Raw genomic sequence first — 20,091 nt, forward strand, 5'->3', positions numbered from 1 at the left:
TGATTATGTAACCATTAAACAAATCACATATTATCACTAATTCTAGTATTATCTGCTATAATCATAGAAATTATCTATAATGGAGATGTTTTCATGGAGCACCGGCTTCTCGATTATTTTCTGGCTGTGGCCGAGGAACTTCATTTTACGAAAGCAGCGGACAAACTCGGCATTACCCAGCCGACCTTGAGCCATCAGATTCGTTTGTTGGAGCACGAAGTCGGCACTCCGCTGTTTCACCGTTCAGGCAAAAGAATTCACCTGACCCAACCCGGCATGATTCTGATGGAACATGCGCGCCGGGTCATTCATGAATTGGAGCAGGCAAGGTTTGAGATCGGGGAGCTGGCTGGTTTGAAGCGCGGCAGGCTGCGCATCGGGTGTTCCGGCAATCATCTGATTACGGAAGCGCTCATCTCCTTTCATCGCCAGCATCCCGGCATCGATCTTAACGTAATCGAGCTGGCGACCGACGAGACCCACGACGGCCTGCTTGGAAACAGGCTCGATCTCGGCGTCGTATTCTTGCCGCTGGAAGACGAGCAGCTGGTAAGCCTCCCTCTTTATGATGAAGAATTGGCTCTTATTGTCTCCAAACATCATCCTTTGGCCGGGAACGTCTCCGTCCAGTTGACAAAGCTCGCCGATCTGCCGCTTGTACTGTTTCAGTCCAAGTTTTTGGTGCGGCAAATCATCGATGCAGCCTGCGCAGCCCAAGGCCTCATCCTGAAGCCGGTTATGGAGCTGTCCACGATGGAATCCCAGGTTCAAATGGTCGGGCATAATGTCGGAGGAACGGTTCTGCCCTTGTCTTACGCCAGAACACTGCGAAATTCGGACATTGCGGTCATTCCATTCGCCGAACCGGTGCCGCGAAAAAAAGTCGGCTTAGTCTATCGAAAAAATATGTACTTGGATCATACGATCCAGGCGTTCATCACTCATCTACTGGCTGAAAACTGACATTACATCTGGAAAAAAAGAAAAAAAGCTTCACGGAATCAATCTATTTCCGTGAAGCTTATTATTATTGACTTCGAAGCAGCAAATCCGTGATCTCGTCTTTTTTGTCGACTGGAGCCAACACCTTGCCGATCGATTTGCGATCGGATAAAGGCGCATCCTCGGAACTGAATGAAAGCATGGCGCCTTCCTTGGTCACGGCGAGCAGCGCAAGCGGTTCTTTGCAATGGAACCCGCCGGATAAGCGGCTGCCGTTCGGCTTAACCCGTTTGCCTTCCTTGAATTCAAATGACTGAACGCCTTTGCCTCCGCGGCTTTGCAATGGATAATCGAGCAGAAGACTCCGTTTGCCGTAGCCCAGATCGGATACAACGAGCACTTCACCTTCTTCGCCTTCAACCCACAATGCGCTTACGACCTCGTCTTCTTCCTTCAAAGCGATGCCGCGAACGCCGGCCGAGACACGTCCCATGGAGTTGACTTCATTCTCCGCAAAACGGATGGCCATCCCCTGTTTCGTCAATAACAGAATGTCTTGGCGATTCTGGCTAAGCGTCACGTTAATAATCTCGTCCCCGTCGGCCACCTTGCAGGCAGCGATGGCTCCCGACCGTTTCGTTTCGTACTCTTTGAGCTCAGTACGCTTCACCTGACCGCGCTTCGTGACAAAGACAAAGCTCGTATCAGCCGAGTCAAAGTCCTTCAGCGGAACCACGCTGACGATCCGGTCTTCCTTAGCCATCGGAATGACATTGACGATCGCGGTACCGTTATCTTTCCATTTGAACTCCGGAATCTGATGCACCGGCAACAGGAAGTATTGGCCGCGTTGGGTGAAGATTAGAAGATTCTGCAGCGTATTCACATCAAGCACATGCTTGATATAATCGCCTTCCTTCACTCCGGACCCTTCCCGCTCCCCGCCGGAACGCGTAAACGAAAGCATGCTCGTCCGTTTGATATATCCTTCGTGAGACAGCGTGATCAGCACATCTTCCTGGGCCACCATAACCTCAAGATTAACCTTGAGCTCTTCCACTTCGCTCTGGATATCCGAACGCCGATCAATACCGTACTTGTCACGGATCTCGATCAGTTCTTTCTTGATGACGGCAATGAGCTTCTTATCGCTCTCAAGAATTCCGCGAAGCGTTGTGATCTTCTTTTGAATATCGTCCAGTTCTTTCTGCAACGATGTAATTTCCAGGTTGGTCAACCGGTACAATTGCAACGTCAGGATGGAATCCGCTTGGCGTTCGGTAAATCCGAACATCCACTGCAGATTGTTCTGAGCGTCCTGGCGGTTTTTCGACGCCTTGATGGCGGCGATGACCTCGTCCAAAATATTCAGGGCCTTAACCAGACCTTCCAGCACATGGGCCCGGTCTTCCAGCTTCTCAAGCTCGTATTGGGTCCGGAAAGTGACCACTTCGCGCTGGTGAGCGATATAAGCGTCCAGCATCGCCCGGAGTCCAAGCTGACGCGGCGCTTTGTTTACAATCGCCACCATGTTGAAATTATAAGTGACCTGTAAATCGGTCTTCTTAAGCAAGTACGCAAGGATGCCTTGAGCGTCTGCGTCTTTCTTCAGCTCAACGACGATGCGCAGGCCGTTCCGTCCGCTCTCATCACGTACCTCGGCGATCCCGTCGACCTTTTTCTCCAGCCGAATGTTTTCCATAGCTGTAACGAGTCTGGATTTTACGACCTGATAAGGGATCTCCGTGATGACGATCTGCTGCTTGCCGCCGCGCATCGTTTCGATCTCCGTTTTGGAGCGGAGGTAAATCCGCCCTTTCCCGTTCTCATAGGCGCTCTGGATTCCATCCTCGCCCATAATAATGCCGCCGGTCGGAAAATCCGGTCCCTTCACATACGAACGGATCTCTTCCATAGAAATCCCCGGCTTTTCCATAATCGCTACGCAGGCATCGATCACCTCGCGCAAATTATGGGGCGGAATCTCGGTCGCAAAACCGGCGGAGATCCCGCTTACCCCGTTGACCAGCAGGTTCGGAAAACGGGCAGGCAACACGACCGGCTCCATAGCCGTATTATCAAAGTTGTCCTTAAAAGGGACCGTTCTTTTCTCGATATCACGGAGCAGCTCCATCGCAATCGGCGAAAGGCGTGCCTCCGTATACCGCATAGCAGCGGCCGGGTCATCATCCTGGGAACCCCAGTTGCCATGACCGTCTACTAATACATGTCCCATCTTCCATGGCTGTGCCATCCGGACCATGCCTTCGTAAATCGAAGAGTCGCCGTGCGGGTGATAGTTACCCATAACGTCCCCGACCGTTTTGGCCGACTTACGATAAGGCTTGTCCGGAGTATTGCCCGAGTCGTACATCGCATACAGAATGCGTCGTTGCACCGGCTTTAGGCCGTCTCTGACGTCAGGAATAGCTCTATCTTGAATAATATATTTGGAATACCGGCCGAAACGGTCTCCGACGACTTCTTCGAGAAAAGCCGGTAAAAAATTCTCCAATGAACTCAAATCATGTCACCTTCTATTCCTCATACTCCGTGAAATCTACGTTCTCCACAATCCAACGCTTCCGGGGATCGACTTTGTCGCCCATCAGCGTAGATACGCGGCGCTCTGCCTTGGCAGCGTCCTCGATCTGCACCTGAAGCATCGTGCGGGTTTCCGGATTCATCGTCGTTTCCCACAGCTGTTCCGGGTTCATTTCCCCAAGCCCCTTATACCGTTGCAGCTCGAAGTTTTTGCCGAATTCCTTCAGATAGTTCTGAAGCTGCTCGTCGCTCCATGCATAACGGATCGTCTCCAGTTTACCCGACCGGCGGGTAATCTTATAGAGCGGAGGCTGAGCGATATAGACACGTCCGGCGTCGATCAGCGGCTTCATGTAACGATAAAAGAAAGTGAGCAGCAGCACCTGGATGTGCGCTCCGTCCGTATCGGCGTCGGTCATGATGATGATTTTCGAATAATTGCTGTCTTCCACGGCAAATTCCGGCCCGATGCCCGCGCCGATCGCCGAAATGATCGCCCGGTATTCATCGTTCTTCAGAATATCGGCCAGTTTGGCTTTTTCCGGATTCATCGGTTTTCCTTTAAGCGGCAGAATCGCCTGGATCTTCGAATCCCGTCCCTGTTTGGCCGAGCCGCCGGCAGAATCGCCTTCGACGATAAACAGCTCATTGCGCGTAAAATCTTTGGACTGCGCAGGAGTCAGCTTGCCGCCGAGATTGGAGCTTTCGCTCCGCTTCTTGCCCGTGCGCATTTCGTCCCGCGCTTTACGAGCCGCTTCTCTGGCACGTGAAGCCTGAATCGCTTTCTTGATCAGCGTCTGAGCAACCTGCGGGTTTTCCTCCAGGAACAACGCCATTTTCTCGGCCACAACTGCGTCCACAGCACTACGCGCGGAAGCGCTACCGAGTTGGTCCTTCGTTTGACCGACAAACTCAACTTCGGACATTTTAACGCTGATGACCGCCATCATGCCTTCGCGCAAATCGTTGCCATCAAGATTTTTATCCTTTTCCTTAAGCATGGCATTCTTCCGCGCATAGTCGTTCATAACCCGGGTATAGGCTGTCTTGAAGCCCGTCTCATGAGTACCTCCGCCGCGAGTTGGAATCGAATTGACGAAAGAAACCAGCGTTTCCGTATAGCCCGCATTATATTGCAATGCGACTTCGACTTCGATATCCTCGCGCTCGGCGTAGAAATGAATTACATCATGCAGCACGTCTTTCCCGTCATTCAAAAATTGAACGAACTGGCTGGCTCCGCCCTCGTAAAAAAACTCGTCGGAACGATCCGACCGCTCATCCTTCAAGGTCACTTTGAGGCCCGAATTCAGAAATGCGATCTCCTGTAAACGTTCCGCGAGCGTATCGTAACTCAGTCCGATTCCATTGACAAACACGCGTTTGTCCGGCTTGAACGTAACCTTGGTGCCTGTCCGGTTCGTATTTCCCAATACCTCCAGGCCCGTCACCGGCTCACCGACATGCTCTATCCCCTTTTTGTCCACCCAATACTCGAACCGCATGCGATGGATTTTACCTTCCCGGTAAATTTCGACTTCCAGCCACTCGGAGAGCGCGTTCGTCACCGATGCGCCAACCCCGTGCAAGCCGCCGGATTTCTTATATCCCGACCCGCCGAATTTCCCCCCGGCATGCAAAATCGTATATACCACCTGCGGTGTTGGAATGCCTGTCTTGTGCATTCCGGTCGGAATGCCGCGGCCATTATCAAATATCGTAACGGAACCGTCTTTGTTCAGCGTAATGTCGATTTTGGTACAAAATTTCGCCAAATGCTCGTCGACAGCATTATCCACAATCTCCCATACCAGATGATGAAGTCCCGACGAGCTCGTACTGCCGATATACATACCTGGTCGTTTACGTACCGCGACAAGCCCTTCGAGCACCTGAATGTCGTCCGCGTCGTATCCCGAAGCCGCATGGCCAGGCTTTGCACCGGAGGCGTCTTCGAACAAATCGATTTGTTCGGCCATTCATGCTCCCCCTTTTAGCTATTATGTAGTCCATGATTTGTACTACAATGCAAACAAATGTTTTGTTATCCTTGTCCATTTTAATTCAATATATCCTGTTTCGTAAAGACAAGGAATGAAACAACCAATGAAACGGCCGCCCAAGCCGCCAGCACTACGAGTGAAAATCCAAGGTTCATTCCTTCGATCGGAGCCGGGGTTCCTGCCAAATAATTGGTTAGTCCAAGATTCACCATAAACAAATATTTGGCGCTTGTCCAGGAAGAAGCCATATTGCTGAGAATATTCCCCGCGATTAGCGCCGCCATCATGATGACAATGCTAGCCGCAGTGCTCCTTACCAGCACCGACACCATAAATGCGAGGATCGCGACAACGATGCCGACGAACCAGATCAGGCCCGCCTGCATAAAGAGATATTTCCACTGGGGCACCGAGTGCACCGCCGACATGTCCACGTCCGCGCCTTGCAGCTGAAAGCCCGTAAATACAGGGAAATTGAATCCTTTATATCCGAAAAAGAGACCCGATATCAGATAGCAGATGATAAAGGAAGAAACCACGATCAGCGATACAAAGAGCAACAGCGTAATCAGCTTGCTGAGCAGCACCTTCCAACGGCGGACCGGCCGGGTCAGCAGCATCTTCACCGTTCCGCCCGTCCGTTCCGAGGACACGATGTCTGAGCCTATTCCCATGATCAGCAATGGAATGAACAGGGTTGACGCATTGTCCAGAAACTCCCGCGTGAACGAGACGCCTCCCGGTTGGGCCGGGTTTACATCATGCTCCAAATAATATTTCATCTGCTGAATATAGATTTGGCGGTATTTCTTCCATTCCTCCGGCACCCGGTCGCTGCCGAGAGAATTCTGATTGTCGGTAATCGCCTGCTGCACTTCCCGGCGCCAGTCCGCCCCGTAGGTTTCTCGTTTGTCCTCGGCTTGCTTCATTTGGGCATATGCAAAAATAGGAACCAAAATCAACAATACCAACACGACAACATAGAATCGTTTCTTCTTGATCATTTTGATCGTTTCGTTTTGAACAAGCGATAACATATGATTATTCAATAGTTTCACCATCCGTCATCTCCAGGAACAGTTGCTCAAGTGTAGGATTGATTTTATGCACGGCGCCTACATGAATCCCTGCGCCGACCAGACTGGCCAACAAACGTGGAATGTCCTCGGGCTGCATTTGGGCCACGACGGCGTTGTCGCCGATTCCGGCCATAATCGCATCGTCGAGCACATCGCCCGCTTTTGAGACCACAGTCACGCCCGCCGCCTTTAACAACGCTTCCCCTTTGTGGCGGGGCTCCAGCTCCCAGACCACGTAATTCGAGCTTCCCTGGATAAGTTCGTTGACCGTTCCTACAGCAAGAACGCTGCCGCGGCTAATGATCGCCACACGATCACAAAGCAATTGGATTTCGCTGAGCAAGTGGCTCGACACGAATACGGCCATCCCTTCATCCGCCAAGCCCTTGATAAATTGGCGGAGTTCCTTAATCCCCTTGGGATCCAAACCGTTGGTCGGCTCATCCAGTATCATCAGTTTAGGCCTGCCGAGCAGAGCCTGCGCGATCCCTAGGCGTTGGCGCATGCCTAGGGAATAAGTTTTCACCTTGTCATGAATTCGCTCGTCCAGTCCGACCATTTCCGCTACCTCAGCAATCCGCGCCGCATCCACACCGTTCATCATTCTAGCGAACTGCTCCAGGTTCTCCCAGCCGGTCAAGTAATTATATACTTCCGGATTCTCCACGATCGAACCGACATAGGCTAATGCGCGTTCCGGCTCCCGGTTCACTTCGTGTCCGCATACCTTTACGCTTCCTTCCGTAGGGCGAATCAGGTCAACCAGCATCCGGATCGTCGTAGTTTTACCGGCTCCGTTTGGGCCTAAAAACCCGAAGATTTCCCCTTCCCGCACCTCAAACGACACATCCCTGACAATCCAGGTACGACCGATCTTTTTCTTTAAGTGTTCTACCTTCAAAACGATCTGCCGCGGCTGTTGCCCGGCTTTATTCTGCGCTGCCAAAGTTCTTCACTCCTTGTGTCACTCTTGTACGCCGATCCCCTGTACGATGCGCTCCGCGATGGCCTGATACCCCGTCCCGTTCGGATGGAAATGGTCGCCGGAGAGATACCGGCCGGCCTGTAAAGTAAACAAATCAAACGTAGGCACGACCAGGCCGCCGTCTATGGAAGACATCGTTTCCGCCGCAATACTGTTCCATTGCGCTACTGCTTTATCCCCGGCATTTTTCAACTCTTTCATATCCGAGAAAGGGTTATACAGGCTGATGTAGACGATCCGGGCTTGTGGATTAATATCATGAAGCTTGGCCAAAATTTCGCTCAAATTTTCCGTTGCGCTCTTCACCTTTGCATTCAGTTCCGCTTCCGAGGGCAGCTCCGTCCGGGTCTGCAGCGGCTCCCCTCCTTCGAACAAATCGTTGGCTCCTATGGAGAGCATGATCATGCCGGCCTGTTTAAGCGCATATTGAACCCCCGGTTCGTCCAGCATGGGCAGCAGCTTTTTAGTAGTTAGCCCGTTAATTCCCAAGTTGTTTACGAGTTTACTTTCCGTACCCTGCTTCTTCAATATCTCGACGGTTCTTTTGGCAAAACCTTTCCCCGTATCATCTCCGGTGCCTTTAGCCAAAGAATCTCCGATTGCCGTTACATCCATTGCGGACACTTGTAGCGGGACATTTAATGAATGATCCCCGGGGGATCCGGCCCCGTTCGGTTCGCTTGTTACAGGATAAATAACGTCACGCACCGCATATATAAATCCGCATAATAACAGCAGTGTCGACACGGCCGAAATCAGACCCGCCGCCCGCCATATCCGGGACGTAGTGTTCATCTGCAACTCTCCTCCTGTAGAAATAGCCCCTTCTTATTCTCTCCAATTTATGTAATTACCATAAAACTTCTTGAACCAAGAATCAAATTTATCGCAGTCCATGGGATGCTGTTTGCTAATCATAAACTATATAAGATGGACTGGCGAAATTGATATGGGGCAAGTACGTAAAATGTTCCTACGATCGCTGTTGGTTCCAGATTTCTTGATTTTATAAAATCCAATTCGGTTGAAATCCGCAACCAAAGGCGAACGCTCCGCTTCTTCGGAATCATTTTACTACCTTGCCTTTATCATTTTCTTCTTTAGTCCTATATAGTATCGCAAAAAGAGCAGTGCCCATGGGCACTGCTCTACCAGCTTTTAACTCGCTCTGATTACCTTAACGTCGGCAGTAATTACCTTCTCACCCTCATAGAGCATGAAACGTCCGTTTTGCCATTCGATGCGCATCAGCGCAAAATCATCGGACTGGAACTGCCATACATACTGCTCGCCTCCCTGCATAAAGGGAGTACGGCCGGTAACGGTTACCGAGCCAACATACTCTTCATCCAGGTAATAAGTTCTTCCGTCCAGTTCCATTTCAGACGGAACCTCGTCAGGCGTATCCAGCCGGCCGTCGATCGGGCGGTAGAGCTGATATTGCAGCGTCTCCCGTTCTTCAATCAGCAAATAGCTGATCTTGGCGCCGTCCTGCAGTGTCAGTACGACCGCATTCCGTCCACGGTTATGAACCCGTCCCGTCACTTCATAAGTAACCAAGGACACTTCGCACATATCTCCGGGGGAGAGCGTCAACATGCTCTTTTCCACCTGTGGCGGCTCCGGTTTCGCGAACAGGTTTCCGATTCTTTTCCACATACTCATGAGCTACATTGCCTCGCTTTACGTTCAATTCAAAGCGTTCTTATTTTTGATTGTTGTCGTACTGTTTCAACAAAGCAGCCAGTTCATCTTCAACCGCCTGGTCCTTGCCGAGCTTTTCGAATTCGTCGTCCAGATCGGATCCTTTGGAGTTCAATTCGTTGCTTGCTTCGGCCTGCGCTTCCATCTGCATCATTTTTTCTTCCATGCGTTTTAGACCGCTGGCAGCGGAGTCCGAGCTAAAGCCGGTCATCGCCTTGTTGATCTCGTTTTGAGCCTTAGCCGCGTTATAACGGGCTACCAGCGTCTCCCGCTTGTTCTTCATCTCGGTAAGCTGTTTACGCATCTCTTCCAGCTTAGCGCGAAGGTTATCGGCGGAAGTCTTGTTTTGGTCGTAGTTCGTTTTATACTCGTTCATCTTCGTTTCAGCGGCTTTCTTCTCTTCCAGCGCACGGCGGGCCAATTCTACGTTTTGGGCTTGAGCGGCCGTATGAGCCTGCTGCGTACGCTTGGCTACCAAAGCTTCCTGCTCTTCATAAAGCGCCTTGAATTTCTTCTCAATCGCGATTTGAGCGGCGACCGCCTTCTCGGCGTCCTCCAGGTCCTCCTGCATATCACGAATATATTGATCCGTCATCTTGATCGGATCCTCCGCTTTATCAATCATCGCGTTAATATTAGACATGGTCAAATCACGTAATCTTTTAAAAATCGACATGGTTTAGTTGCCTCCCTAAAAATTTTAACTTCTTGATAAATGTTTACGTAGCGATTGTTTCAAGGTTTCATCCTTATTAAAAATATTTTTATTCAAGCAAAAAACACGCCTCATTGGCGTGTCTATTGCTTTCGCGTTTCAATCATCTCAATCTTTTGTACCGATGAATTCCTGAACCCAGTACCCGTTGTAATAACCGACGCCGATGAGATTGTAATTGGCATTTAAAATATTGGCTTTATGGCCCGGGCTGTTCATCCAGTCCTCCACTACCTCTTTGGCGGTTCTTTGCCCCATGGCGATATTCTCGCCTGCATAACGGTATGTGATGTTAAATGAATCCATCATGTCAAAGGGGGACCCGTAAGTAGGTGATGTGTGATTGAAATACTTGTTTTTAAACATGTCGATCGCTTTGGTTTTTGCCATTTTCGATAAATTAGTGTGCACGGTAAGCGGTTTTAATCCCGCTGCAGCCCGCTCCTTGTTGACCAGGGCAACTACTTCAGCAGCCCGTTCGGTCTGAATTTTCGCATAAACTGCCGCTATTTGTTTAGATGAAGCCGCATCAGCCGTACCGCTTCCTGCCGGTACCAGCATCAAAGATCCTGCCAAGACGGAGAAGACAAGGCCCGCAGAAATTCTTCTTAAGTGAGACTTCTTGTTCATCGAAGTTTCTCCTCCTTAGTCAGATGATTCCACAAAAAATGAGTTCCTTGTCACATTTTAACATGTTCCCCGTTAATACGCATGAGAAATAACTGGAAAATTGGAAATAAAAAATGAAAATTCGTTTATTTTTTGGATGCATATTTCCGCATGTCGAATGCAACAGCGGCAACGATAATCGCACCTTTAATGATTTGCTGCCAGTACGGGCCAACCCCGACAAAGGTCAGTCCATAGTTAATTACCGTGAAGATCAGCACGCCGGCCATGACGCCCGGAACCGTACCTATCCCGCCTGTCGTAGATACCCCGCCAACTACGCAGGCCGCGATCGCATCAAGCTCATACATATTCCCGTAGTTGTTGGTGGCTCCGCCCGTTCTGGCGGCCTCAAGGACGCCGGCCAACCCGTACAGCGCTCCTGCGATGGAGTAAATCAGAATCAGGTATTTGTTTACGTTGATGCCGGATACCTTCGCTGCCTGTACGTTGCCCCCGATGGCGTACATGTTTTTACCGAGCCGGGTTTTGTTGAACATGACCCAGACGATGAAACAAACGGCGATCGCAATAATGACAATATAATGCAGCGAAAATTGTCCGATGTGGATGCTTCCTGAACCAAGGTCCGTGAAATCCTTGCGCAGTCCGCCGATCGGCTGTGACTGGTTGGGATCCATATCGAAATACAAAGAGTTGATACCGTAAATCGCGACCATGGTACCGAGGGTGGCGATAAAGGGAGGAACTTTGAATTTGGACACTATGATTCCGTTAATCATGCCGAAGATTAGACCTACGACGATGGCGATGATGATCGGCAGGATCATCCATAATTGCGGGAGATCCGGGAAGAACCGCCGCCCGTATTCTTCCGTTTGAAGCATGGACGCTGATATAACCGCAGTTAAACCCACCATCCGTCCGGCCGACAAGTCGGTCCCTCCGGTAATCAGGATAAAGGCTACGCCTAGCGCAATAATCACCCGGGTTGATGATTGAGCCAGTATATCCTGAAGCGTATTCAGTCCGATAAAGCTTGGTTCGTACACGGCAATCCCGATGACGAGCACCGCTAGCACGATATATATCGCATTTTGGGTTACGAAATTTTGTACTTTTCTAATTTCCATGATGTTCTCCTCCTTCTCTTTCTCGCTAATGCTGGGCAGCCAGCCGCATAATTTCCTCTTCCGAGGCCTGGTCTCCATCCAATATGCCCGTCAGTCGACCTTCGGACATAACCATCACCCGGTCGGACATGCCAAGTAGCTCGGGCATCTCAGATGAAATCATGATGATGCTTTTACCTTGCTGGGCCAGCTCCGCGATAAGAGAGTAAATCTCGTATTTCGCCCCGACATCGATTCCCCGGGTCGGCTCGTCGAGCAGCAGAATCTCCGGTTCCGTAAGGAGCCAGCGCGCGAGCAGAACCTTCTGTTGATTTCCCCCGGACAAATCCATAATCAGAGTCTTTGGAGAAGGTGTTTTGGTCCGCAGCTTCTCTACCATTTTGTTGGTTTCTATCTTTTTTCTGCGGTCGTCGATCAGTAAGTAAGGCTTTACGTACCGGTCCATATTGGCGATGGCCGCATTCTCGTGTACGGATAATACCGGGAAAATCCCCGTTGTACGTCGTTCCTCAGTCAGCAGCGCCAACCCGTGACGTTTCGCATCGCCGGCGCTTTTGATTCTGACCTCTTTGCCATTGATCGAAATGCTGCCGGACTGAATGTCTCGAAGCCCGAACAAGGCTTCAACCAATTCGGTCCGCTGGGCTCCCACAAGACCGCCCACGCCGAGTATTTCTCCCTTTCGAAGCTCGAAAGACACATTCTTGAACGACTTCGGATCAGGGGAAGTCAGATGATCCACCTTCATAATTACGCCGTTTGGAACGTTATGGCGGTCAGGGAATCGCTGTGTCAAATCCCGCCCGACCATTTTGGAAATAATCAAATCGGTCGTCATTTGGGCCGCCGGCCAAGTTCCGATTTTCTTACCGTCCCGCATGATCGTCACGTCGTCGGAAATACGTAATATTTCTTCCATTTTGTGCGAAATATAAATGATAGACACGCCGCGTTTCTTCAAATCATTAATAATGCGGAACAGATGCTCCACTTCCACACTGGTCAATGACGAGGTAGGTTCGTCCATGACAATGATTTGCGAATGAAATGAAACCGCTTTCGCAATTTCAATGGATTGAATTTTGGAAACCGATAGCTTTCCTACCAGCGTATCCGGACTTATATCAATATCTAACTGTTTAAACAGCTCTTCCGTGTCCCTGAACATTTTGCTATGGTTCACAAATTTGAAGGGAAACCAGCCCCTCAGCGGGAAGCGGCCGAGCCATATGTTTTCCATGACATTGCGGAACGGCACCGGGTGCAGCTCCTGGTGAATCATCGAAACTCCAAGTCTCAGTGCGTCGCTGGAGTTGTTAATTTCGACTTTTTGTCCATTCAAATAAATTTCTCCGCCGTCGGGTTTATAGATTCCGAACAGGCATTTCATTAATGTTGATTTGCCCGCGCCGTTTTCGCCCATTAGCGCATGCACGGTCCCTGGTCTAACCTGCAGAGTTACCTGATCCAGCGCTTTGACGCCGGGAAATTCCTTGGAGATATCCTTCATCTCCAACGCATATTTCTGTTCCATCATGGTTCCGCCCCCTAAATTGTTCTATTCCTAAAGAGGCACAGCAAGCGTTCCCTCCAAGACTCTATCCTTCAAGCCATCCATATAAATTGGGAGGTCCGTCCCTTTAGGTTCGAACCTCCCATGCTTAAATTGCTTATGAGAAGTCCTGCTGCGTACGCTGCGTTTTATTTGAAATTAGCTGCGTTATCTTTCGTTACTTTTTGATAAGGAATCCATACATATTGATTGTCCGTAATCTCGAAGCCTACGCTGTCTTTGTTAATCTCGCTGCCTTTTGCCAGCAGGGAAGCCAACATCACAGCCGCTTTGCCTTGGTTTTCGGCATCGTTGAGCACCGTGCCTAGCATCGTTCCTTGTTCCAGTGCTTGAAGAGCTGGCGCAGTAGCATCCACGCCGACTACCGGCATGAATTTATCGCCTGTAAAATATCCGGCAGCTTTCAACGCTTCGATGGCACCCAATGCCATGTCGTCATTGTTCGCAAATACGGCTTCAATCTTATCTCCATTGGCAGCCAGGAACGCGGCCATCTTCTCTTGCCCTTTTACTCGGTCCCACATCGCAGTATCTTCGGCTACTTTTTCTACCTTAATGCCTGCATCTTCCACCGCTTGAATGGAATATTGCGTGCGCAGCTCGGCATCCTGGTGACCCGGCTCGCCTTTCAGCATGACGTATTGGAGAACGCCGTCACCGTTTCTATCAGCCGATGAATTGGCTTTCCAGTAGTCGACGATAATTTGACCGGACAAGGTACCGGATTCTTCCGCTTTCGCACCGACATAGTACACTTTATCCCACTTCTTCATATCTTCCGGAAGCGGTTCGCGGTTCAGGAATACAACCGGAGTATCCTTAGCTTTGGCCTTATCGATAATGACTCCAGCTGCAGTACGGTCAACCGGGTTAATGACCAACGCATTTGTTTTCTTCGTCAGGAATAAGTCGATTTTATCGTTCTGGGTTGGCTGGGAATTTTGGCTGTCGACAATGTCCACTTTAGCGATGCCGCTTGCGTTCTTCTCAATGGAATTCCGCACGCCGGTCATGAAAGTATCGTCAAACTTGTAAATGGCCACGCCTACCTTCGGCTCGCCCGCCCCGCCGCTATCTTTGTTTCCGCCGCTGGAGCAGCCTGCCATCGTGGCCCCTAGCACTGCTGCAACTAATAATGCTGTACCGACTTTTTTCATTCTTTTGACCTCCTGAACTGATATCGTTTTCTTTTTATCCTGTTGGTTACGTTTTCATTATGCATGGAATCCTCAAGATTGCGAATCAAATATTCTGAGATGTTCTATGAAAATTCTGAGGATGTTATATTGATCATTTCATACTAAAAAAGCCCCGGGGTTATCCCGGAGCTGGCGCCATCACGCTTTAATGCCGATCATCATCCACATATTTACCTTGTTCCGGGACGGCGAGTTCATCGAAATTCTCGCTTAGCATCTTGAGCCCGATGCGCAGTTCCTCGCCCGACATCGGCAAACCGTGGCCGGTAACCGCCGTTTCCAGGGGTAATGCAGCCAGCTTGCGCAGAGATTCTTTCGCGGACCCCCAATCCGGGGTAAAATACCTCGGCGGCCCATGTATCTCTTTATTCTGCTGCATCACCGCAAGCGCCGATTCTTGTTTGACCGTAATAAAAGCATCCCCGGCGATCAAAGTGCGGTCTTGTTCCCGGTACAAAGAAACCTGCCCCGGACTGTGTCCCGGCGTGGCGATCCATTTCCAGCCTGGCGCTCCAGGGACGGTGCCATCCTCCGGAAGTGGTTGCAATCTGTCTCCTATATCTATGGGGCCGTTCGGATACAACGGGGCCACTCCGGCCATCAGCCCGCCGCCCACGGAAGGATCACCTTCCGGATAATCCCGAAGCCCTGTTAAATAAGGGAATTCCTCAACATGGGCATAGACGGGAACCTTCCAGTAATCCGATAACTCGATCACGCACCCGACATGGTCAAAATGCCCGTGCGTCAAAATGATCACCTTGGGAGGCCTTCCGTAAATATGATCGGCTTCCTGTATTAGTGCATGCTTAAAGGGGCCCAGCCCGGTATCGACAAGCACCCAGTCTCCCCGTTCCGGATGTCCCACAAATACCGTATTTACGATCAGGGTCCGGACGCACCATAAGTCATCAAGCACCTTGGTCGTATCGACAGTTCCCGTGTGCAGCATATCCTTATCGCTCATCATGATCTCCTTCCCGATTATATAATTGCGGAAATTTCTGGTTCTCCAGTAATTTACCCCGAATATACAAAAATACTCCCCTGCCGGGCAGGGGAGTATATGATGCTGCCGCTTATTTAACAAAAGGAAACAGCAGCTTCTGATTTTCGGGCCACAGCATGTTTTCCAGATCAATCAGCTTCGTATCGGTCGGAATTCGATCCTCCAGCTTTTCTCCACGGGCAGCTTTAACCGCGGCCGCGACCGCCATATATCCATTATTGAACGGATTTTGCACGACCATCGCCTGAACCGTTTCTTCCTGAAGCAACTCCAGCATTTCAGGCGGATTATCAAATGCGATCATATTGATTTTGCCTCCGTACCCCATTTCCTCCACGGCTCTGCCCGCTCCGATCGAGGATTCCGCGCTCAGAGATACCAGCCCGTCCAGACCTGGATAAGCTGTAAGCATATTCCGCGTTAAACTGTAGGCCAGCTCCTCGTCAGATCCGCAATACTGGATATCCACCACCCGGATACCCGAGAATCGCGCCACGTAATCCAAAAAGCCTTCTTCCCTCTGGTCGGCATTGCGGGCCCCCTTTACGAAGTTCACGATTCCGATATCGCTTTGTTTGCCGGTGAGTTTCACCAAGCGTTCGGCAGCTTTCTGCCCCGCTTCATAATTGTTCGTTCCGACATAAGTTTTCACTTTTGTGGAAGCGACCTCGGAATCCATGGAAATCACCGGGATCTCGTAATAGGAGCTGCGGTCGGTCACTTGTCCCAGGGCCTCATAATCGCTCGCGGCCAGAATGATGGCGTCCGGCCGGCGAGCGATCGACTGTTCCATCAGCTGGATTTGTTCCTTGTAGTCGTTCTCATTTTCGGGGGCGAGAAAATTCAGTTTTACGTTATATTCCTTCGCCGCCACTTCGGCTCCCATTTTGATCGTGCTCCAATAATCCCCACGGTCCATTTTGACGATCATATCGATCACGGTCGTCTTCTCGCCTTTTTGCAGGTTGCCTGCCGGCGCACAGGAAGCCGTCAACGGCAACATGAATAACAGCAGCAGCAGACCATTCTTCAGCCAGTAACCGAGCTTCATGATTCATCCCCCTCTTTCTTCGGGGTTTCCGGTCTGACGATCGGCAGTTTAATGGTAACGGTAGTCCCTTCTTCCGGCTCGCTTTCATAGTGCAGTCCGTAATCCTTACCGTAGTAAAGGGCGATCCGCTCCTGGACATTGGTGACACCGACTCCCGAGCCGCTTTCGCTGCGCAGTCTTCCGGACAACAGCTTGTCTACGGTATCCTGCGTCATTCCGATGCCGTTATCCCTGATGACCAATTCCAGGTTGTTTCCGTTTATCCGGGCGTAAACGCCGATGAAACCATCCTCGGCCGATTTCTCAATGCCATGGTGAATCGCATTTTCCACTAAAGGCTGAAGAATAAGCTTCAGGATCAAACAATCGAGCGTATCCGGCTCCGCCTGGATTTCGTAACGGAATTTATTTTTGAACCGGATGGTCTGGATAATCAGATAGTGACGCACATGCTCCAGCTCGTCCGCTACCGGGATAATATGATTTCCTTTGCTCAAACTGATGCGGAAAAACCGCGACAGGGACGTGATCGTCGTCACCACTTCCTCATTACGGCCGAGCTCCGCCATGCGTGTAACCGAGTTCAGCGTATTGTATAGAAAATGCGGATTGATCTGGGATTGCAACACATCGAGCTCGCTTTTGCGCTTGGCCTCCTGCTCCTGAATGATCTGATCCATCAGTTCCCGTATCCGGCGCAGCATCAGGTTAAACCGCTTCGACAGCTGCTCGACCTCATAGGCCCCGCTGACATACACGTTCGTACCGAAATCGCCCTTTTCCACCATCTGCACGGAACGTTCCAAACGGCGGATCGGCTGAGATATTCTGGCCGAGACGTACAAATTAATAATAAGGATGACGGCAATAGCGGCAAGTAAAAAACCGTACAGGAATCCGCCAAGCTCCTTTTTTGTGGTCAAAAATTCATCCGCATAAGCGACGCCGACGATTTTCCACCCCGCCGGCTTCACCGTCTGGATCGTGATGAGCCGTTGTTCTCCCTCGGAATCGTCAAGATAACTCCCGTATGCGTAATTCAGCACCGGTTCGAGATTCTCATATTTGAGACCGGCATAAATCAGCTGCTGCTGAGGATGATAAACGATATTTCCAACGCTATCGATGATGTAGACGTATCCTTTTTTGCCAAGTCCAACCCTTTGACTGAGTTCATCGATGGTACGAAAGTTAATATCCATGACAAGCACACCTTGCCTTATACGCGAATCGTCGCGGTAGGTAATGCTTTTGCTCATCGATACCACCCAGCGGTAATCCGATTTAAACAAGTTCTGGATATGTGGAGGAGTAAACTGCAGGGTCCCCGGGTTCTGAATCGCCGATTCGAACCAGAGCTGCTCGGTAAGCTTCGTATTTTGCCGCATCGGAAGCTCCGGAACTCCCCGCACCAGGTTCCCGCCTTTGGTGAACAGCGCCATGGATACCAGGTCCTTGCGCGTATTCAAAATCGTCCCGAGCTGTTCTCCAAGCTGCCGGTCGTCAGGAATATCGGTAGCGGCATTGATCTGCTCTTGGGCTAAATCGAAAATATCCTGCATCCCGCTGACATAGAGTTCCAGATTGGCGTTCACCTGCTCGATAATCTGTCCCAGATTGAGATATGCGTTCGCTTCCGCCGCTTTGGAGAAGCGGTTGAAGAGCAGGGCACTGACCAGCACGACGGCGAGAATGGTAATGGTAATTGAAGATAAAGAGATTAACACTTGAATTTTTCTGACATGAAAATTTCTTAGAAAGCGGGAAATGGTCTGCGGTCCTTTCATGCCTTACCGGCTCCTCCCCGGTATTCTTTCGGCGAAATACCGAATTTTTTACGGAAGCAAAAGCTGAAATAGTTCGGATCGGTAAATCCGACCTTCTCCGCAATTTCAAATGCCTTTAAATCCGTAGTCCGCAGCAGTTGCTGAGCCGACTCCATACGCACACCCATCAGGTAATTTACGAATGTCATTCCGGTCTCTTTTTTAAAAATATTGCTAAAATAACCGGTGCTGATATGGAGCTGTTTGCACACCTTGTTAATCGACATATCGCTCTCACCAAAATGCAGCTGTATGTATTCCTTGGCTTCCTCCACCAGCTTGTTATAGCTCGTCTGTCTCTCGCTTGCAATGGAGTGCTTCAGCTTCATACATATTCCGGCGAACCAGGCCTTCGCTTCCGCCGCATGCGACAATTTGGATAACATGCCGAGAAACACCGCCCCGTCTCCGAACAGCTTGTCCATATCCACATGGACATCCTGAGACGCTTTAATGACGGCAGTGAGCATCATCAGCAAATAAACCTGGAAATCCTGATACGAAATCCGGCTGTCGAGCAGCCCGCCGAACAGGGAATCAAGAAGATCTCCAAGCTCCTTATCGCTGCCCACCTTCAAAGATCGGATCAGTTCTTTCTCTTTCACTTCATCGAACACAAAGGGAATGATTTGACGGGATTCCACATCATTGATCCAGATCACCTTGTTGCTGCCCAGGATCAATCGATAATCCAGCGCTCGCAGCGCTTCTTGATAGGATAAGGACACATCCCCGATATCCGAAATGGCCATGCCCGCTCCGATCGTAACAGTCAGCTTCAAATAACGCTCCACGCTGATCCGAATTTCCTCCAGCAAATCCAGACTCCGGCCCACCATTTGCTCCATGTCAGCGCTGTCAAAAATGCTGAGCAGCACGACTTCGTCATGATGAATAAATACCTGGTGGTCACCCGGTATCGAGCGGACGATTTCTTTAGCTATATTCAATACGGCAAACAGCTGGAGCTGAGTATCGTTCGTTTCTCTCAGTGAAAGTGATGAACCTCGTACACTAGACCTTGTTTCGCGGCTTTCGTCCGAAAAAGCGTCATCGATTCTCAAAACAGAGATCATATAACCGGTACCCTCGAGATCAAGATCATAGTGCCAGCTTTTTTCACGAATCTCCCGTTTCGGAAGACGCCGTGATACCAGGGAAGAGAGAAACAAGCTTTGGAGTACAGGCAGATTCTTTCGATAGTGCTCGGTCAGAAGCTGAACATTTTCCCTGGCCGCCCTCTCCTCATCCATCTGCTCCTTGACTTTTTGCAGCACAGCAGCCAATTCACCGGCCGAGAAAGGCTTGAGCAAATATTCGTCAATGCCGAGGCGGATTGCTTTTTGGGCATATTCAAACTCTTCATAACCGGTCAAAATAATGATTTTGGTATCCGGGTAAGTTGCTCGTATCCATTCGGAGAGCTCCAGGCCGTTCATAAACGGCATTTGGATATCCGTGACCACGATATCTGGCAGGTGCTTGTCCACCAGCTCCACCGCTTCTTTTCCGTTCTCCGCGGTATCGGATACTTGGCAGCCCAGGCTGTCCCAATCGATTAACTGCAGCAGCCCTTCTCTTACATCTTCCTCATCATCAGCCAAAATTAACTTGTACATCGACAACCATCCTCTTCCTTCTCGCATTGCCCGCCTAAGTGCCTTAATTTCCCCCCGATTTTATCCTATCAACCAGCTT

At 50.2% G+C, this 20,091-nt stretch carries 16 protein-coding genes; 1 reads left to right on the top strand and 15 read right to left on the bottom strand.

What is annotated here, in order from left to right; all coding sequences use genetic code 11:
• Positions 1-93 precede the first annotated feature (93 nt).
• On the top strand, positions 94-963 hold the full coding sequence (locus NYE70_RS06555; protein ID WP_341045441.1) for a LysR family transcriptional regulator: 870 nt from the start codon (positions 94-96) through the stop codon (positions 961-963).
• 64 nt (positions 964-1,027) lie between these two features.
• Here the strand turns inward: NYE70_RS06555 and gyrA are convergent, their stop codons facing one another.
• From gyrA to NYE70_RS06630, 15 genes are all read right to left on the bottom strand, one after another.
• On the bottom strand, positions 1,028-3,466 hold the full coding sequence (gene gyrA, locus NYE70_RS06560) for a DNA gyrase subunit A (RefSeq protein WP_341045442.1): 2,439 nt from the start codon (positions 3,464-3,466) through the stop codon (positions 1,028-1,030).
• Between the two features lie 13 nt (positions 3,467-3,479).
• The gene (gene parE / locus NYE70_RS06565) at positions 3,480-5,465 is read right to left on the bottom strand and encodes a DNA topoisomerase IV subunit B (RefSeq protein WP_211020786.1); all 1,986 of its coding nucleotides are present in this window, start codon (positions 5,463-5,465) and stop codon (positions 3,480-3,482) included.
• Positions 5,466-5,545: 80 nt separating this feature from the next.
• Entirely contained in the window at positions 5,546-6,526 is a 981-nt protein-coding gene (locus NYE70_RS06570; RefSeq protein WP_213655165.1) for an ABC transporter permease, read from the bottom strand.
• 4 nt (positions 6,527-6,530) lie between these two features.
• A complete protein-coding gene (locus tag NYE70_RS06575; RefSeq protein WP_213655038.1) occupies positions 6,531-7,514 on the bottom strand; it encodes an ABC transporter ATP-binding protein in 984 nt (327 codons plus the stop codon).
• 18 nt (positions 7,515-7,532) lie between these two features.
• Positions 7,533-8,348, bottom strand: coding sequence for a GDSL-type esterase/lipase family protein (locus tag NYE70_RS06580; protein ID WP_213655037.1), 816 nt, complete (start codon positions 8,346-8,348; stop codon positions 7,533-7,535).
• A 363-nt stretch (positions 8,349-8,711) separates the two neighbouring features.
• Positions 8,712-9,218 (bottom strand): DUF4178 domain-containing protein, encoded by a 507-nt coding sequence (locus NYE70_RS06585; RefSeq protein ID WP_211020789.1) that lies wholly within the window; start codon positions 9,216-9,218, stop codon positions 8,712-8,714.
• A 40-nt stretch (positions 9,219-9,258) separates the two neighbouring features.
• A complete protein-coding gene (locus tag NYE70_RS06590; protein WP_211020790.1) occupies positions 9,259-9,933 on the bottom strand; it encodes a PspA/IM30 family protein in 675 nt (224 codons plus the stop codon).
• 147 nt (positions 9,934-10,080) lie between these two features.
• Positions 10,081-10,602, bottom strand: a complete 522-nt coding sequence (locus tag NYE70_RS06595) for a CAP domain-containing protein (RefSeq protein WP_341045445.1) — start codon at positions 10,600-10,602, stop codon at positions 10,081-10,083.
• A 125-nt stretch (positions 10,603-10,727) separates the two neighbouring features.
• Positions 10,728-11,735 carry a galactose/methyl galactoside ABC transporter permease MglC gene (gene mglC, locus NYE70_RS06600; RefSeq protein ID WP_211020792.1) on the bottom strand — a complete coding sequence of 336 codons (1,008 nt, stop codon included), beginning with the start codon at positions 11,733-11,735 and terminating at the stop codon, positions 10,728-10,730.
• 25 nt (positions 11,736-11,760) lie between these two features.
• Positions 11,761-13,272 (bottom strand): sugar ABC transporter ATP-binding protein, encoded by a 1,512-nt coding sequence (locus NYE70_RS06605; RefSeq protein ID WP_341045446.1) that lies wholly within the window; start codon positions 13,270-13,272, stop codon positions 11,761-11,763.
• Between the two features lie 164 nt (positions 13,273-13,436).
• The gene (locus NYE70_RS06610) at positions 13,437-14,465 is read right to left on the bottom strand and encodes a galactose ABC transporter substrate-binding protein (protein ID WP_211020794.1); all 1,029 of its coding nucleotides are present in this window, start codon (positions 14,463-14,465) and stop codon (positions 13,437-13,439) included.
• 187 nt (positions 14,466-14,652) lie between these two features.
• A complete protein-coding gene (locus NYE70_RS06615) occupies positions 14,653-15,474 on the bottom strand; it encodes an MBL fold metallo-hydrolase (protein ID WP_341047534.1) in 822 nt (273 codons plus the stop codon).
• A gap of 112 nt (positions 15,475-15,586) precedes the next feature.
• Positions 15,587-16,567: a substrate-binding domain-containing protein gene (locus NYE70_RS06620; protein ID WP_341045447.1), complete on the bottom strand. Its 981-nt coding sequence runs from the start codon at positions 16,565-16,567 to the stop codon at positions 15,587-15,589.
• Complete coding sequence (locus NYE70_RS06625) at positions 16,564-18,354, bottom strand: sensor histidine kinase (protein WP_341045448.1); 1,791 nt, start codon at positions 18,352-18,354, stop codon at positions 16,564-16,566. Before NYE70_RS06625 ends, NYE70_RS06620 begins: the two co-directional genes overlap by 4 nt.
• The gene (locus NYE70_RS06630) at positions 18,351-20,012 is read right to left on the bottom strand and encodes a response regulator (protein WP_341045449.1); all 1,662 of its coding nucleotides are present in this window, start codon (positions 20,010-20,012) and stop codon (positions 18,351-18,353) included. Before NYE70_RS06630 ends, NYE70_RS06625 begins: the two co-directional genes overlap by 4 nt.
• Positions 20,013-20,091 lie beyond the last annotated feature (79 nt).

Origin of the sequence: Paenibacillus sp. FSL R5-0407, assembly GCF_038009185.1 — a bacterium.
Classification (GTDB): domain Bacteria; phylum Bacillota; class Bacilli; order Paenibacillales; family Paenibacillaceae; genus Fontibacillus; species Fontibacillus vini.

Bases quoted from the DNA above. Each gene is read 5' to 3' on its own strand.
- NYE70_RS06605 (WP_341045446.1), bottom strand. From the start codon at position 13,272: ATGATGGAACAGAAATATGCGTTGGAGATGAAGGATATCTCCAAGGAA.
- parE (WP_211020786.1), bottom strand. From the start codon at position 5,465: ATGGCCGAACAAATCGATTTGTTCGAAGACGCCTCCGGTGCAAAGCCT.
- NYE70_RS06615 (WP_341047534.1), bottom strand. From the start codon at position 15,474: ATGAGCGATAAGGATATGCTGCACACGGGAACTGTCGATACGACCAAG.
- NYE70_RS06585 (WP_211020789.1), bottom strand. From the start codon at position 9,218: ATGAGTATGTGGAAAAGAATCGGAAACCTGTTCGCGAAACCGGAGCCG.
- NYE70_RS06580 (WP_213655037.1), bottom strand. From the start codon at position 8,348: ATGAACACTACGTCCCGGATATGGCGGGCGGCGGGTCTGATTTCGGCC.
- NYE70_RS06625 (WP_341045448.1), bottom strand. From the start codon at position 18,354: ATGAAAGGACCGCAGACCATTTCCCGCTTTCTAAGAAATTTTCATGTC.
- mglC (WP_211020792.1), bottom strand. From the start codon at position 11,735: ATGGAAATTAGAAAAGTACAAAATTTCGTAACCCAAAATGCGATATAT.
- NYE70_RS06555 (WP_341045441.1), top strand. From the start codon at position 94: ATGGAGCACCGGCTTCTCGATTATTTTCTGGCTGTGGCCGAGGAACTT.
- NYE70_RS06630 (WP_341045449.1), bottom strand. From the start codon at position 20,012: ATGTACAAGTTAATTTTGGCTGATGATGAGGAAGATGTAAGAGAAGGG.
- NYE70_RS06610 (WP_211020794.1), bottom strand. From the start codon at position 14,465: ATGAAAAAAGTCGGTACAGCATTATTAGTTGCAGCAGTGCTAGGGGCC.
- NYE70_RS06620 (WP_341045447.1), bottom strand. From the start codon at position 16,567: ATGAAGCTCGGTTACTGGCTGAAGAATGGTCTGCTGCTGCTGTTATTC.
- NYE70_RS06595 (WP_341045445.1), bottom strand. From the start codon at position 10,602: ATGAACAAGAAGTCTCACTTAAGAAGAATTTCTGCGGGCCTTGTCTTC.
- NYE70_RS06590 (WP_211020790.1), bottom strand. From the start codon at position 9,933: ATGTCGATTTTTAAAAGATTACGTGATTTGACCATGTCTAATATTAAC.
- NYE70_RS06570 (WP_213655165.1), bottom strand. From the start codon at position 6,526: ATGTTATCGCTTGTTCAAAACGAAACGATCAAAATGATCAAGAAGAAA.